Annotated in this window: 13 protein-coding genes and 12 tRNA genes; 4 read left to right on the top strand and 21 right to left on the bottom strand. The window is 48.6% G+C overall.

Annotation, left to right across the window (positions count from 1 at the left end):
- Positions 1–35 precede the first annotated feature (35 nt).
- The 3 genes from AB9R92_RS01260 to AB9R92_RS01250 all read right to left on the bottom strand — a co-directional run bounded on the left by AB9R92_RS01260 (position 36) and on the right by AB9R92_RS01250 (position 1814).
- Complete coding sequence (locus AB9R92_RS01260) at positions 36–836, bottom strand: alpha/beta hydrolase family protein (protein WP_370667733.1); 801 nt, start codon at positions 834–836, stop codon at positions 36–38.
- Between the two features lie 4 nt (positions 837–840).
- Positions 841–1299 (bottom strand): NUDIX domain-containing protein, encoded by a 459-nt coding sequence (locus tag AB9R92_RS01255; RefSeq protein WP_370667732.1) that lies wholly within the window; start codon positions 1297–1299, stop codon positions 841–843.
- Positions 1300–1367: 68 nt separating this feature from the next.
- Positions 1368–1814 carry a Dps family protein gene (locus AB9R92_RS01250; RefSeq protein ID WP_370667731.1) on the bottom strand — a complete coding sequence of 149 codons (447 nt, stop codon included), beginning with the start codon at positions 1812–1814 and terminating at the stop codon, positions 1368–1370.
- Between the two features lie 112 nt (positions 1815–1926).
- Here AB9R92_RS01250 and yidD point away from each other — a divergent pair, with 112 nt between their 5' ends.
- Both yidD and AB9R92_RS01240 read left to right on the top strand, forming a co-directional pair.
- Positions 1927–2157: a membrane protein insertion efficiency factor YidD gene (gene yidD / locus AB9R92_RS01245; RefSeq protein WP_370667730.1), complete on the top strand. Its 231-nt coding sequence runs from the start codon at positions 1927–1929 to the stop codon at positions 2155–2157.
- Positions 2158–2265: 108 nt separating this feature from the next.
- The gene (locus tag AB9R92_RS01240) at positions 2266–3321 is read left to right on the top strand and encodes a metal ABC transporter solute-binding protein, Zn/Mn family (RefSeq protein ID WP_370667729.1); all 1056 of its coding nucleotides are present in this window, start codon (positions 2266–2268) and stop codon (positions 3319–3321) included.
- Positions 3322–3352: 31 nt separating this feature from the next.
- Here the strand turns inward: AB9R92_RS01240 and menC are convergent, their stop codons facing one another.
- The 6 genes from menC to AB9R92_RS01210 form a co-directional block, all read right to left on the bottom strand.
- Complete coding sequence (gene menC / locus AB9R92_RS01235) at positions 3353–4414, bottom strand: o-succinylbenzoate synthase (RefSeq protein ID WP_370667728.1); 1062 nt, start codon at positions 4412–4414, stop codon at positions 3353–3355.
- Entirely contained in the window at positions 4405–5835 is a 1431-nt protein-coding gene (locus AB9R92_RS01230; protein ID WP_370667727.1) for an o-succinylbenzoate--CoA ligase, read from the bottom strand. The genes menC and AB9R92_RS01230 overlap by 10 nt, the downstream gene beginning before the upstream one ends.
- 80 nt (positions 5836–5915) lie before the next feature.
- Entirely contained in the window at positions 5916–6737 is an 822-nt protein-coding gene (gene menB, locus AB9R92_RS01225; RefSeq protein ID WP_058381162.1) for a 1,4-dihydroxy-2-naphthoyl-CoA synthase, read from the bottom strand.
- A gap of 1 nt (position 6738) precedes the next feature.
- Positions 6739–7560 carry a 2-succinyl-6-hydroxy-2,4-cyclohexadiene-1-carboxylate synthase gene (menH, locus tag AB9R92_RS01220; protein WP_370667726.1) on the bottom strand — a complete coding sequence of 274 codons (822 nt, stop codon included), beginning with the start codon at positions 7558–7560 and terminating at the stop codon, positions 6739–6741.
- Positions 7551–9254, bottom strand: a complete 1704-nt coding sequence (gene menD / locus AB9R92_RS01215; protein ID WP_370667725.1) for a 2-succinyl-5-enolpyruvyl-6-hydroxy-3-cyclohexene-1-carboxylic-acid synthase — start codon at positions 9252–9254, stop codon at positions 7551–7553. The genes menH and menD overlap by 10 nt, the downstream gene beginning before the upstream one ends.
- Positions 9241–10632, bottom strand: a complete 1392-nt coding sequence (locus AB9R92_RS01210) for an isochorismate synthase (protein ID WP_370667724.1) — start codon at positions 10630–10632, stop codon at positions 9241–9243. The genes menD and AB9R92_RS01210 overlap by 14 nt, the downstream gene beginning before the upstream one ends.
- Positions 10633–10793: 161 nt before the next feature.
- Between AB9R92_RS01210 and AB9R92_RS01205 the strand changes: the two genes are divergently transcribed.
- Positions 10794–11708 carry a 1,4-dihydroxy-2-naphthoate polyprenyltransferase gene (locus AB9R92_RS01205; protein WP_370667722.1) on the top strand — a complete coding sequence of 305 codons (915 nt, stop codon included), beginning with the start codon at positions 10794–10796 and terminating at the stop codon, positions 11706–11708.
- Between the two features lie 138 nt (positions 11709–11846).
- The gene (locus AB9R92_RS01200; RefSeq protein ID WP_370667721.1) at positions 11847–12827 is read left to right on the top strand and encodes a DMT family transporter; all 981 of its coding nucleotides are present in this window, start codon (positions 11847–11849) and stop codon (positions 12825–12827) included.
- Between the two features lie 11 nt (positions 12828–12838).
- Here AB9R92_RS01200 and AB9R92_RS01195 read toward each other — a convergent pair.
- The 12 genes from AB9R92_RS01195 to AB9R92_RS01140 all read right to left on the bottom strand — a co-directional run bounded on the left by AB9R92_RS01195 (position 12839) and on the right by AB9R92_RS01140 (position 13902).
- A tRNA-Glu gene (locus AB9R92_RS01195) sits at positions 12839–12910 on the bottom strand.
- Between the two features lie 6 nt (positions 12911–12916).
- Positions 12917–13008: transfer RNA gene (locus AB9R92_RS01190), tRNA-Ser, on the bottom strand.
- Between the two features lie 4 nt (positions 13009–13012).
- Positions 13013–13087 (bottom strand) — tRNA-Asn (locus AB9R92_RS01185).
- 4 nt (positions 13088–13091) lie between these two features.
- A tRNA-Ile gene (locus AB9R92_RS01180) sits at positions 13092–13168 on the bottom strand.
- A 5-nt stretch (positions 13169–13173) separates the two neighbouring features.
- Positions 13174–13247: transfer RNA gene (locus AB9R92_RS01175), tRNA-Gly, on the bottom strand.
- Between the two features lie 4 nt (positions 13248–13251).
- A tRNA-Phe gene (locus tag AB9R92_RS01170) sits at positions 13252–13327 on the bottom strand.
- A 14-nt stretch (positions 13328–13341) separates the two neighbouring features.
- Positions 13342–13417, bottom strand: a tRNA-Asp gene (locus AB9R92_RS01165).
- Between the two features lie 3 nt (positions 13418–13420).
- Positions 13421–13497, bottom strand: a tRNA-Met gene (locus AB9R92_RS01160).
- Between the two features lie 41 nt (positions 13498–13538).
- Positions 13539–13631, bottom strand: a tRNA-Ser gene (locus AB9R92_RS01155).
- A gap of 15 nt (positions 13632–13646) precedes the next feature.
- Positions 13647–13723 (bottom strand) — tRNA-Ile (locus AB9R92_RS01150).
- Between the two features lie 8 nt (positions 13724–13731).
- Positions 13732–13805: transfer RNA gene (locus tag AB9R92_RS01145), tRNA-Met, on the bottom strand.
- 21 nt (positions 13806–13826) lie between these two features.
- Positions 13827–13902 (bottom strand) — tRNA-Ala (locus AB9R92_RS01140).
- Positions 13903–13911 lie beyond the last annotated feature (9 nt).

Genomic DNA, 13911 nt, shown 5'->3' with positions numbered 1-13911 from the left:
TTCGTCCTTTTTTAGTTTCGCCCTTAATCGTCGCATTAAGCCTGTGCGTTATCAGGAATAGTCTCTGCTGTACCCTCTTTGCGCTTCTCCTGCTCTTTCATCCACAGCGTCAGCGCTTTCGCGGTCTTGCGGTTTGCCAATGGCGGGAAAAAATGTGTGTACTCCGGGAAATACCAGGTTTCGCATGGCTGATCGTTGAGCTGCAAAGCTTCTTCCAACAAGAAGGCTTGCTGGGGTGAAACATTGTCGTCTTTCAAGCCGTGGATAATCAAGTAAGCGGCGTCGCTTTCCCCGATGCGCATCAGTGGATTGCGCTCCTCAAATGCCGGAAGCGCGGTATTCGGCGTGCCGCCGTAAAGCCGTTTCATCATGCGGCGCATATCGAGCCGTTCTTTGTACGTCAGTACCGTATCCGTAACACCTGCCCAAGTCACAACAGAACATATATCGCTTCTCAGCACAGCCGTCCAAAGCGCCATGATGCCGCCTCTTGAAAAAGCCAGCAAATGCACAGGGCCTGTACTGAACTTTTTCAGCACATCCACGGCATTGACGGCATCATAGCGATCTTCTCCGGCAAACTCATCTTTCCCTTCGCCGCCCCGGTTGCCGCGGTAATATGGCGCAAAAACAGTAAAGCCCATCCCCGCAAATTGCGCGATCCGTGCCGGCCGCACCATCCCGATGGACTGGATGCCCCCGCGCAAGTATAAGATGGCGCTTTTGGCGTCGCTTGTTTTCGGCTGTGCCAATAAACCTTTAATGCGCAAGCCCTCAGACCAATACGTCACTTCCCGCAAGCGCACCTTAGGATTCGGCGACGGATACCATCTCATCGATTCAATATCCCCATTTTTCAATAGTCTTCACCTTCTTTATAATTGCTTCCATGCCCGCGTCACGCATGAGAAAGCTGTAATTTTCATCGATTATAAGATTCGGAACCAGCACCGGCCCGTCCGTCTCCATCCACTTCACTTGCTTCATGTCCTCAATAACGGCTGTAAATACCGTTTTGCTGAAAGGTTTACCGGTATAAACTGTATATTCGGCAAGCCATTCCAAGTCATTGACGATAGCTCCCGTTTCTTCGTATACTTCCCGCTTCGCCGCCTGATCCAGCGATTCGCATGGCTCGGCTTTTCCCCCGGGAAATTCAAGGCCACGCACGGAATGCCTCGTCAACAGCCAATTCCCGTTACATTTTCCTATTACCAGCACATGCCGGCTTTCAAATTGCGACTGCCCTTTTTCAAAAAACAAACGGCAAGTGCAGCCATTCAAGTCTTTATATTCCATAAAATAATCCTCCCGGCTTCAGAAAAGGCGCACAACCGGCTAACGGTCGTACGCCCATTTCCTCTATTCTACTTCTTTTCGCCGAGAAATGCAGACAGCATCCAAGAATGCTTCTCTAGGTTTTGATGGATGGCATTCAGCATGTCCTCTGTCATATCATCGCCGTCTTCTGCGGCAAGTCCCATCCCTTTTTTCAAGGATTTCATGATCTTGTCGTAATCGGAAACAAGTGCGTCGACCATTTGCTCCGCGCTCTCGCTGCTTGTCGCTTCATCCACGACAGACAATTCGAGCTGTTCTTTCATTGTCGCGACGGGTTTTCCGCCAAGTGCCAGGAGACGCTCAGCAATTTCATCCATATGAAGCGTCGCTTCGTTATATAATTCTTCAAACTTCACATGCAAGGTAAAGAAAGATGGCCCTTTGACATACCAGTGGAAATTATGTAATTTTGTATAGACCACCGACCATGTAGCGACTTGTACGTTCAATTCTTCGTTTAATGCTGTTGACACAATTCATCACTCTCCATTTTTTTGATAAGCTCTTCTGCTTTATAAATACCTTTAAAACCCCTACAATAAACATCAACGAACCGCAACCAAACAAGAAAAGAGTGGAATCACGATGAAAACCGCATTAGTGAAGCTGTTCCGTTTCTATCAACGCTTTATCTCCCCGTTGTCGCCGCCGAGCTGCAGATTCTATCCGACTTGCTCCCATTACGGCATCGAAGCGGTGGAAAAACATGGCGCATTAAAAGGCGGCTACCTCGCCACCCGCCGCATATTGAGCTGCCACCCGTTCCATAAAGGCGGAGTGGATTTTGTCCCAGAAGAATGGCCCCCTAAAAAATAGGCGGGTTTTTTTCTTGTGTTCACGAAGATTCTATTGTATGATTCTAAGAGTCAATAAAACGTAACGATTACATTTTATGAACACGCATCAAATTTGGAGGGACATTTCATGAAGAAACTGGCATTATTTGCAGGTATAGCACTTATTTTATTATTGGCCGCATGCGGCAGCGATACAGAAACCGACAGCGGGGCTGAAGGTGAAACGGCAGAAGGAAAACTCGATGTTTATGCGACCGTTTACCCGCTCGTCTATTTTGCAGAACGCATCGGCGGCGAGCGTGTTGACGTCAAATCGGTATACCCGGCTGGCGCTAATGAACACAGCTTTGAGCCGACCCAAAAGGACATGATCAATATGGCAGATGCCGACTTGCTCTTTTATGTCGGTTTAGGGCTTGAAGGCTTTATCGACAGCGCACAGGATACGCTTCAAAACGAAGACCTCGAATTTGTCGCTACGGCAGATGGAATCACCGATGAACAGCTCGAAGCTGCCGCAGGTGCACAAGCCGACACACACACTGAAGACGATCACGGGCATGAAGAAGATGAACATGGCCACGAAGAAGATGCACACGGCCATGAGGGCGAAGATGACAGCCACGAGGAAGAAAGCGGCCACGAAGGCCATGACCACGGCTCCACTGATCCGCACGTCTGGATCTCCCCTGTCTTAAGCCAAGAACTCGCCGCTTCTGTCCGCGATGCTTTAACGGAAAAAGACCCGGAAGGTGCAGAGGAATTCAACAAGAATTATGAAGAACTCGTTTCCGAACTAGAAGCACTTGACGAATCGTTCCAAAACTTGGATGAAAAAGTCGAACGCGACACCTTTTTCGTATCCCACGCAGCATTCGGCTACCTGGCAGCGCCTTATGGGTTTGAACAAGTGGCCGTCGCAGGCTTGAACAGCCAAGACGAACCATCCCAAAAGGAACTCACGGAAATTGTCGACATGGCGCGTGACAAAGACATTCAATACATCGTCTTCGAGCAAAACGTCTCGTCGAATTTGACGGAAGTCATCCAAAACGAAGTCGGCGCCGAAGCGATTGAAATGCATAACTTGGGTGTCCTGACACAAGAAGACATCGATAACGACGAAACTTATTTCACTTTAATGGAAAGAAATCTTCAAGCACTGGAAACGGTCTTGAAATAACAAAAACTCGCCGATCACTCGGCGAGTTTTTTTATATTTTCAGTTCATACCCGATGCCTGGGCTGTCGCTTAGCTTGATTTCCCCATGCTCCACACAGATTTCCGGAGAGACGATATCTGTCTGCCAAAAATGATTCGAGTCTGAAAAATCACCTGTCAATTTCACTTCCGGCAGTGACGCCAGGGCCAGATTATGCGCTTTCGATACGCCAAACTCGATCATGCCGCCGACCCACATGGCGATCTGCTCATTTCTGCAGAACTCGACGACTTTTAAAGTTTCTGCCCAACCACCGAGCCGGCCCATCTTCAAAACAATAATGTCCCCTGCTTGCTGCTCCGCCATCCGCTTCACATCTTCGAGGCTATGGATGCTTTCATCCAGGCAGACTGGCGTTGTCATTTTTGACCGGGCAATCCGGTGGGCGTCCCACTCTTGTTCTCCGTAAGGCTGTTCGATCAGCGTGAAACCCGCCTGGTCAAATGCCAGCAACTCTTCCAAAGCGCGTCCCGAAAAACTGCCATTGGCATCGGCATAGAAAGAAATCTCTGGATGAGATGCAACAAGCTTTTTCAATAAAGCCGCATCCGAATCAGGCGAAACCTTCAGTTTGATGCGCCGGTAACCGCTGCCGATTGCCATCTCGACATTCCGGGACAGTTCATCGCTCTTTCCTGCGACGACCACGCCTGCTGGAATCGAAGCAGAGACTCCCCCCACAAATTCATACAACGGTACCCCTTGGCGCTTGGCAAATAAATCCCATACTGCCATTTCGATAGCCGCTTTTGCCATATGATTGCCTTTGACCATTGAGAATAAACGCGCCACCTCAGCCGGATGCTCCAACTGCTCCTCCAGCAAAAGCGGGGCCAGCACCTGATCCATCACAAAGCGGCTGCCTGTCACAGTTTCTTCGGTATACCATGGCGTATCAAATGCGACACATTCTCCGTAGCCCTCTCGCCCTTCAGCGTCCCGGACAATTACCACCGTCACTTCCCGTTTTTCGACTTTTTGCAATACGGTGATGAAAGGCTGCTTTAAAGGCTGTTTCACTTTGTGGAATTCAATGCCGGCAATTACAGCCATGTCTTCAATTCCCTTCTGAGCAGTTTATTCGATGCATTCCGCGGCAGCGCATCCACCATACGGAACAACTTTGGCACTTTATAACCGGCCAGCTGTTCCCGGCAAAATTGCGAAAGCTCATCCAACACTTTGGGATCATCGAGCACGACAAACGCCGCCGGCACTTCTCCCCACGTGCTGTCTGCCATCGCGCAAACCCCCGCTTCCCGGACGGATGGATGGGCCATCAACACTTTCTCGATTTCTGCCGGGTACACGTTCTCCCCGCCAGAAACAAGCAAATCCGAGCGCCTGTCGACGACGAATAAAAATCCTTCTGCATCCAAATAACCGATATCTCCTGTTGCAAGCCAGCCGTCTTTCTGCACAGGCCGGTCCTTGAACTTGCCGATATAGCCAGGGGTCACTTGAGGCCCTTTAATAAGAATCTCACCCGCTTCCCCGGTTTTCGCCCCCTCAATTTTTACTTGATATAAAAATAAAGGTTTTCCAGCAGAACCGATTTTTGTTTTCGCATCAGCCGGCTGCAAAGTCGTCGTCTGCGAAGATGTTTCGGTCATGCCGTAAGTTTGAAGCACTTGAATACCATGCGCTTCTGCCCGCTGCAAATAAGACACCGGTACCGGGCCGCCGCCTGCAAGAACTTGCTTAAAGCGTGGGGACACGCATAGTTGCCGCTGCTCGATCTCTCGCAATACTTGGTCCAGCGTGACAGCGACCACCGAACTGTGCGTCACTTGCCCTTTGCATAATTCATCCGCACACGCCGCAGCATCGAATTTGTCGTAAAGCCGGACGCCCATCCCGTAGACGAGCGACCGCATCAAAATCGAGAAACCGCTGATATGGAATAACGGCATCGTGCACAGCCAGACATCACCAGGAGACACGCCCAAATTCAGCGCAGAAGACACCGCACTGGAAAAATGGTTTTCAGCGGTCTGCCGTACCCCTTTCGGATTGCCCGTCGTGCCGGATGTATACATGATGGATACAGTGCGGTCTTTCGCCCATTCCGCTTTTAATGTAAAGTCCGTGCATGGCGCCTGCCTCAATTGCTCAAAAGAAACCGGCTGCACTGCCGCCACTTTTTCGAATAATTCAGCCCCTACAAATACTCGGTCCACCTTTGCGTCTTCAATTTGATAAGCCAGTTCCGCTCCCGCCAACCTTTCATTAAGCATGACCATTTCACAGCCGAGATGCAGGCAGCCATACATGACAAACACAGCTTCAGCATTCGATTTAGCGAGCAAAGCCATACGCGAATGCTCCGTAATGCCATAATGTGCCAGCTTCCCGGCATAATCGAGGGCGATCTTGTTTACTTCTGCAAAAGTCCATTCATTCTCGCCGAATGATAAAGCCATTTGATTTCCCGTCAAATAAGCGCGCTGCGATAGCCAATTCGGATAAGTCATTTTCAAAATCCTTTCTTTTACAATTAATCGATTGAAAAAAAGCTGCCTCCGAAGAAGACAGCTCTTTCAAATTCATATGATCATGGGAAACGCGGGAATTGGCCGAAGTCCGGTTTGCGTTTTTCTTTGAACGCATCGCGGCCTTCTTTCGCTTCATCCGTTGTGTAATAAAGCAAAGTCGCGTCGCCAGCCATTTGCTGAAGTCCAGCAAGGCCGTCCGTATCCGCATTCATTGCCGCTTTGACGAAACGCAATGCAGTCGGGCTCATTTCAAGCATTTCTTCGCACCATTTCACGGTTTCATCTTCCAATTGCTCGTAAGGTACCACTGTGTTGACAAGGCCCATATCAAGCGCTTCCTGTGCATCGTATTGGCGGCACAAGTACCAGATTTCACGAGCTTTCTTATGTCCGATGATGCGTGCCAAATAGCCAGAGCCGTAGCCTGCATCAAATGAACCGACGCGCGGTCCCGTTTGGCCGAAGCGTGCGTTGTCTGCAGCAATCGTCAAATCACAAACAACGTGGAGTACGTGTCCGCCGCCAATTGCGAATCCAGCAACCATCGCGACAACCGGTTTCGGAATAACGCGGATCAAGCGCTGCAAGTCCAAGACATTAAGGCGTGGAATTTCATCTTCCCCGACATAGCCGCCGTGTCCGCGAACGGATTGGTCGCCGCCTGAACAAAATGCTTTTTCCCCTTCGCCTGTCAAGACGATGACGCCGACATCCGAGTTGTCGCGCGCACGTGAAAATGCGTCGATCAACTCATGAACCGTTTTCGGACGGAACGCATTGCGCACTTCCGGACGGTTAATGGTGATTTTGGCAATCCCATTGTATGTTTCGTATTTGATGTCTTCATATGTAAGTTCTGTAACCCATTGACGTGTTGACATACTAGTCCTCCTCATTTATTCCATTTAATCGTTCCATAACCATTGTAGCAAATTCAGCCGGTTTTTCCACATGAATCGCATGTCCTGCCGAAATGATGCAGTGTTCCGCGTTCGGCAAGAGCTCCTGCATCTCACGCGCGATAGCGCAAAACTTTGGATCCAACTCACCGGTGATCAGTAAAACCGGCATCTCCAATTCCGAAAGGCAGTTCCAATACGATCGCTGTGAACCTGTGCCCATGCTCTTCAAGCTGTTCGCCAAGCCTACTGCAGATTGTGCCAGCCGCTCTTGCTTCACTTGCTTGCGCACAGATTCCGGCAAGGATTTCTGGCTGTCGAACAACGGGATATTCTCCCACTTCTCAACAAATTGCTCTAGTCCACCATCAACAATATTAGTAGCTAGCTGAGCATCCCGATCTCGCCGCTCTTCTCTTGCACCTTCTGATTTCAAGCCGGGTGAAGCACTCTCCAATACAAGCCGGTCAATGCGATCCGGAAATTCACACGCATACGCAAGCGCCGTGCGACCGCCCATCGAATAGCCGAGCAAATTGAATTTCTCCAACTTCATTGCCTTAAAAATGAAGTCAAGGTCATCCAGCTGCCGCTCCATTGTATAACGGCTTTCATCTGGCGGGCTTTCTGTCTGGCCATGCCCAATCAAGTCAATCGCCACAATCCGGTAGTCGCGCCAGTTTTCAATGGCCATTTTCCAAGTAGCGGTGCTGCCCGTAAAGCCGTGGAGCAAGACCAGGACAGGGCGAGCTTCCTCCCCCGTCACCTCAATGTGGTAGCGAACTCCATCTGCCATCAATTCCATGGGTTTAGACCCTCATCCAGCCGGCTCCACAATTTTCGGTGAACCTTTACATTATTGGCACGGTCCGTCGCCACTTCAATGATGCGCACCGGCTTTTCTTTCGGTGTTCTAAGCGCCGACTGCAATTCTTCCACAGTCTCCGCAGAGAAATATTCCGCATTGTACATTTCAGCTGCCGCTTTGAATTGGATTCCAGTCGGCGTGCCAAACAGTTCCTCGTAATAGCGCTCTTCTTTCGACTGCGGCAAATAAGAGAATATCCCGCCACCGTCATTATTCATCACGACAATGGTCATATCGGCAGCTTGCAGTTTCGAAGCAAGCAAGCCGTTCAGATCATGCAACAAAGCCAAATCACCAATCAATAAATAGCCGGGCCGTTTATTCGCTGCCTGGATTCCAAAGGCGGTCGATACCACTCCGTCAATCCCATTTGCACCGCGGTTGGCATAAACCCGCACATCCCGCTGCGTCGCCTGGAAATACGTATCCGCATCTCGGATCGGCATGCTGCTGCTGACGGTCAAATCACAGCCATCGAGTTCATCGAAAAAGACTTTAGCCAACACGCCTTCATCCAACTCTTGCTGGCAATGTGCGGACATGGTCTGCCCCACCAATTCCCCTGCTTTTATCCATTTCCGCAAGTATGGGTTTGGAGCTTTTATATCCAAGCTTAACTCCCATAAAACAGAAGCATGTTGTTGGATATGATGCGTGATGGCTGATAGCGGATCCCTGAACAACGGGCTTTCATCGATGACGACATAGCGCATAGGCTTGTTTTTCGCCAAAAACTGGCTTAGCGGTTTGGAAACCGGCTGCGGCCCGATCCGTACGACCACATCCGGCGCTACACTATCAGCAAATTTTTCGGTTTTCAACAAAGCATCATATGAATCGACGATTACCTCCATGAGATCCTCTGGTACATTCGACCGTAAATTCGATAACGGATCGGCAAGCACAGGCCATCCGAGACGGCGGATAAACTCCCATTGCTCCGATGAAACCTGTGCAGTATTTTCCCCAGCAATCAACAAGCCGCGAGAATGACTGAATACTTCTCGTAAAAATGCCGCAGCTTCATCAGTCAGCTGCTGGCCGCTTTCAAAACGGTACGGTTCTCCGTCGCTCTCGTAAGGCTGCTCGAAATCGATGCCCAGCGGTTCGCGGAACGGCACATTCAAATGAACCGGACCTTTTGGCGCTGTTTCAGCCATGGCTGCAGCACGTCCCAAATGGCGCTTCAAAAAGTCCAGACGGTTGTTTTGTTCGGGCAACGGCAGGTCGGCTGACCATTTGACATGGGAGCCGAACAAATTGATTTGGTTGATCGCTTGCGGAGCCCCGACTTCACGAAGCTCATGCGGGCGATCCGCTGTGACTACGAGAAGTGGCACACGCGCATAATAGGCTTCCACAATCGCAGGAAAATAATTGGCTGCCGCGGTGCCTGATGTACAAATCAAAACAACCGGGCTGTTCGAAGCTTTTGCCAAGCCAAGCGCGTAAAACCCAGCCGAACGTTCATCTATTTGACGATACGTCTCCATACCCTCTTGTTTCATAAAAGCATAAGCAAGAGGCGTTGAACGAGAGCCTGGGCTGATGACCACTTTTTTTACTCCGGCATGCACCAATGAATGTGTAAATGCCGAAACATATTCAGTTAGAAACTCACGATTCGTCATGTAAATTTCCTCCCAGTACACGAAGCATCGGGCGGAACTTTACCCATGTCTCATCGTATTCAGCTTCTGGCGTAGAATCTGCCACAATGCCGCCGCCCGCAAATAAATAGGCTTTATCTCCATCAAGCAAAGCCGAACGAATCGCTACGGCGAATTCACCGTCGCCTTTTGCATCAATCCAACCGATTGGCGCTGCATAATACCCTCTATTCAATGGTTCATATGAGCGGATTAAGCTCAATGCTTGCTGTTTCGGCTCCCCGCCAAGCGCCGGCGTCGGATGGAGCGCCTCGACCAGATCCAATAGTGAACTGCCATTTTTCAGCTCGCCTTCCACTGGCGTATACAAATGTTGTATATCACGAATTTTCATTAGCTTAGGATTTTGCGGAATGCGCGGATTCGAACAATGTTCCTGAAACACGTCGCCGATCATCTGCACAACATACTGATGCTCGGAACGGTTTTTCGCATCATTCAATAAGGCTTGCCCCAGCGCTTCGTCCTGTTCAACCGATTGGCCGCGGGGTGTAGAACCTGCCAAACACGTAGACAAGGCTTTTTGCTGTTCTACTTTAACGAGGCGCTCTGGAGTCGCCCCGAAGAAGAATTGTTCGCCGGCTTCCAGCCCAAACAAAAAGCTTTCAGGCTGTTCATTGGCTGCTTGGTAAAGGGCAGATGCCGGGGCTAAAGCTTCCTCAAAACCAAGTTCCAGCGCTCTTGCGATAACCACCTTATCGACTTCGCCTGCACGGATTACATCCGTTACTTTTTCGATGGACCGCATATACTCGTCTTTTTTCAGTTCCTTTTTATCGGAAACTCGGGGTTTTTGATACGCTTTTGGCTCCGAAACTTGCGCGCCATGAATCAATCGGTCACGTTCTTTCCGCAGCGCTTCAAAATCCATAAAGCTATTTGGCTGCTTAGTGATCAAATGAACGCTAACGTATGCCTGCTCACCTTTGATAATAAGCTGAAACGTTGGCACAGCGAAATAAGCCTGCGGGAAGTTTCGCCACTCGCTCGGCTGATCGTTCAAAGGATCAAATGAAAAGCCTCCAAATAGAACTGGCTGCACTGCCGTCTCTTCGTTCACCAATTGGGCACTCAAGGCTTTCCAATCCTTCTGAATGCTGCTGAAACGCCCTTTATAATCATCTGCCGTCAACACATAGGCATGTCCAAGACCGACCATAGTAAAGGACTTTTCACGGTTCTGCCAAAACATGCGCTTGCCTTCATATTGTTCTTGCCCAGCTTCAAAAAATGCCAGAGCAGACATGGTCGATACTTCAATAGTTTCTGTATAAAAGCGATAGCCGCTAAAGCGATTCGCTTCCATCTGTTCAGTTGATGAATACGATTGTGAATTCACCGGATTACCTCCGTTTACTGCAGCTTCAATTTGCTGCGATACATTTTAATCTCTACCTTCTATCATACCCCTTTCTCTGGAATTCAGCACAACATATGCTGTAAATCTCTGCGTTTTGAAGTACAATATAGGTTGGAAAGAAATGAATAGGAGAGATAGAAATGACACATTCTATACAAGCTGATAGTGGATGGCGCGTCTGGTGGCAGCTTACACGGCCACATACTTTAACCGCATCTTTCGCCCCAGTGTTTCTTGGGACAATGATCGCAATCCATTATACAGCTTTAGATTGGACGCTGTTCTTGGCCATGCTTATCGCCAGTTTGCTGATTCAAGCAGCAACCAATATGTTCAATGAATATTATGATTATGCGAGAGGGCTTGATACTGAAGAATCCGTTGGCATCGGAGGCGCAATTGTCCGAAATGGTGTTTCGCCTAAAACCGTTTTGGCACTGGCATTCCTGCTCTACGCCATCTCCGCGGTATTGGGACTTTATATTGCAGCCTCTACCAGTTGGTGGCTATTGGCAGTCGGAGGCATTGGCATGCTAGTTGGTTATTTTTACACCGGAGGCCCATATCCGATAGCTTACACGCCACTAGGTGAATTGTTTTCAGGATTGTTCATGGGCTTCCTTATTGTGATTGTCGCTTTTTATATTCAAACAGAAACGATCACCTCTACCGCTGTTATGTTAGCTGTCCCCAGCACCTTGCTCGTAGCGGCAATTATGATGGCCAATAACATCCGCGACATGGTCGGAGATAAAAAAAGTGGGCGGCGCACTTTGGCGATCTTAGCTGGCAGGCCGGCTGCAGTTACCATCTTCATGTGGTTCTTTATTTTATCTTATACTTGGATTATCTTATTAGTGGTAATCGGAATTGTTACGCCTTGGGCTTTATTGGTGCTACTGAGTGTTATTAAGCCACTAAAGGTAATTATGACTTTTAAGCGCTACACTGAACCTCTACAAGTAATGCCTGCCATGAAAGATACAGGAATCACAAATACTTTATTCAATTTCCTGTTGGCAATCGGTTTACTAGTAGATTACTTTTTATCTTAATACCTAAGAGCTGATGGCAATACGCCCATCAGCTTTTTATTATAGAAACAGCTATCGAATGTCCAATTAAAAATAAGAGTGGTGAAATTTTTTTAGTTACGATATATTGTATCTAATATATTTTAAAGGGGATTTCCTATGAAACCAATTTTATTAGGTATTGGAGGGGCATTGTTTTTTGCAGTCACTTTTGTTGTTAATGCTTTAATGGAAGCACAAGGAGGCCATTGGGTTTGGAGTGCGTCCTTGCGCTATCTATTTATGATTCCCTTCCTTTTATTGATTGTGATGCTTAGGGGCAATTTGCTTCCGCTCCTCCAAGAAATGAAAAAACATAAAATAAAGTGGTTGTTGTGGAGTTTTATAGGATTTGGCCTTTTTTACGTCCCCTTGTGTTTTGCAGCAGCATACTCTCCAGGATGGCTAATAGCCGGAACTTGGCAATTTACAATCATTGCTGGAACTTTACTGGCTCCTCTTTTTTTCGTTAAAATTCATATATCCGGCCAAATCGTAATGCACAGACAACGCATACCGGTTAAAGGCCTATTATTTTCAACTTTTATCTTGGCTGGAATAGCTCTTCTTCAACTTGATCACCTAACTAATGTCAGTACTTTTACGTTACTGCTTGGATTAGTACCCGTTTTAATTGCAGCTTTCGCTTATCCACTTGGAAATAGAAAAATGATGGAAGTTTGTGAAGGTCGGTTAGACGCATTTCAACGCGTGCTTGGAATGACGATTGCTAGTCTTCCCCTTTGGTTGATTCTTTCAATTTATGGTTTCTCGACAACTGGACCACCTTCTAATTCTCAACTTTATCAATCTTTGATAGTTGCCATCAGTTCAGGAGTAGTAGCAACTGTTCTATTTTTTATGGCAACCGATATGGTCAGAAACAACATGTCAAAGCTTGCCGCGGTTGAAGCCACACAATCTATGGAAGTTATATTTGCGTTAATAGGTGAATTTTTTCTTCTAAGCATCGCATTTCCTTCTCCAATAGCATTAATTGGCTTAACCATGGTAATACTAGGAATGGCAATACACAGTTTCACTTCACGCAACCAACAAAATATAGAAAATGAAAAAAGCGTCATGCATATGAATGCATGACGCTTTTAATATGACCCCTACGGGATTCGAACCCGTGTTACCGCCGTGAAAGGGCGGTGTCTTAACCGCTTGACCAAGGGGCCAAATACTGGCGGAGAAGGAGGGATTTGAACCCTCGCGCCGGTGTTACCGACCTACACCCTTAGCAGGGGCGCCTCTTCAGCCACTTGAGTACTTCCCCAGTATGGCTCCGAAGGTAGGACTCGAACCTACGACCATCGCATTAACAGTGCGGTGCTCTACCACTGAGCTACTTCGGAATAATGGTGGGCCTAAGTGGACTCGAACCACCGACCTCACGCTTATCAGGCGTGCGCTCTAACCAGCTGAGCTATAGGCCCATTATTGGAGCGGGTGAAGGGAATCGAACCCTCATCATCAGCTTGGAAGGCTGAGGTTTTACCACTAAACTACACCCGCAATATGGTGGGTCAGGACGGAATCGAACCGCCGACACTTAGAGCTTCAATCTAATGCTCTACCGACTGAGCTACTGACCCACATATTTATAAAATGGCGGTCCCGACCGGGATCGAACCGGCGATCTCCTGCGTGACAGGCAGGCATGTTAACCGCTACACCACGGGACCATTTGGTTGCGGGGGCAGGATTTGAACCTGCGACCTTTGGGTTATGAGCCCAACGAGCTACCGAACTGCTCCACCCCGCGATAATTATATCAAAAAAATTTGTCCACTCATTTTTTAAAAATGGAGGAGGAAGAGGGATTCGAACCCCCGCGGGATTTGACTCCCCTGTCGGTTTTCAAGACCGATCCCTTCAGCCAAACTTGGGTATTCCTCCGTGATAAATATTAAATGGTGGACCTTGCAGGACTCGAACCTGCGACCGGACGGTTATGAGCCGTCTGCTCTAACCAACTGAGCTAAAGGTCCTAAAAAAGTGGCGGCAGAGGGGATCGAACCCCCGACCTTACGGGTATGAACCGTACGCTCTAGCCAGCTGAGCTACGCCGCCAGGATCTTTAAATTGTATAGTTGGTGGAGCCTAGCGGGATCGAACCGCTGACCTCCTGCGTGCAAGGCAGGCGCTCTCCCAGCTGAGCTAAGGCCCCATAAAGTGG

The organism is Planococcus sp. SSTMD024, assembly GCF_041320495.1.
Classification (GTDB): domain Bacteria; phylum Bacillota; class Bacilli; order Bacillales_A; family Planococcaceae; genus Planococcus.
Note: the sequence above shows the minus strand (reverse complement) of the source record. Positions and strands in the feature narration are given on the sequence as shown.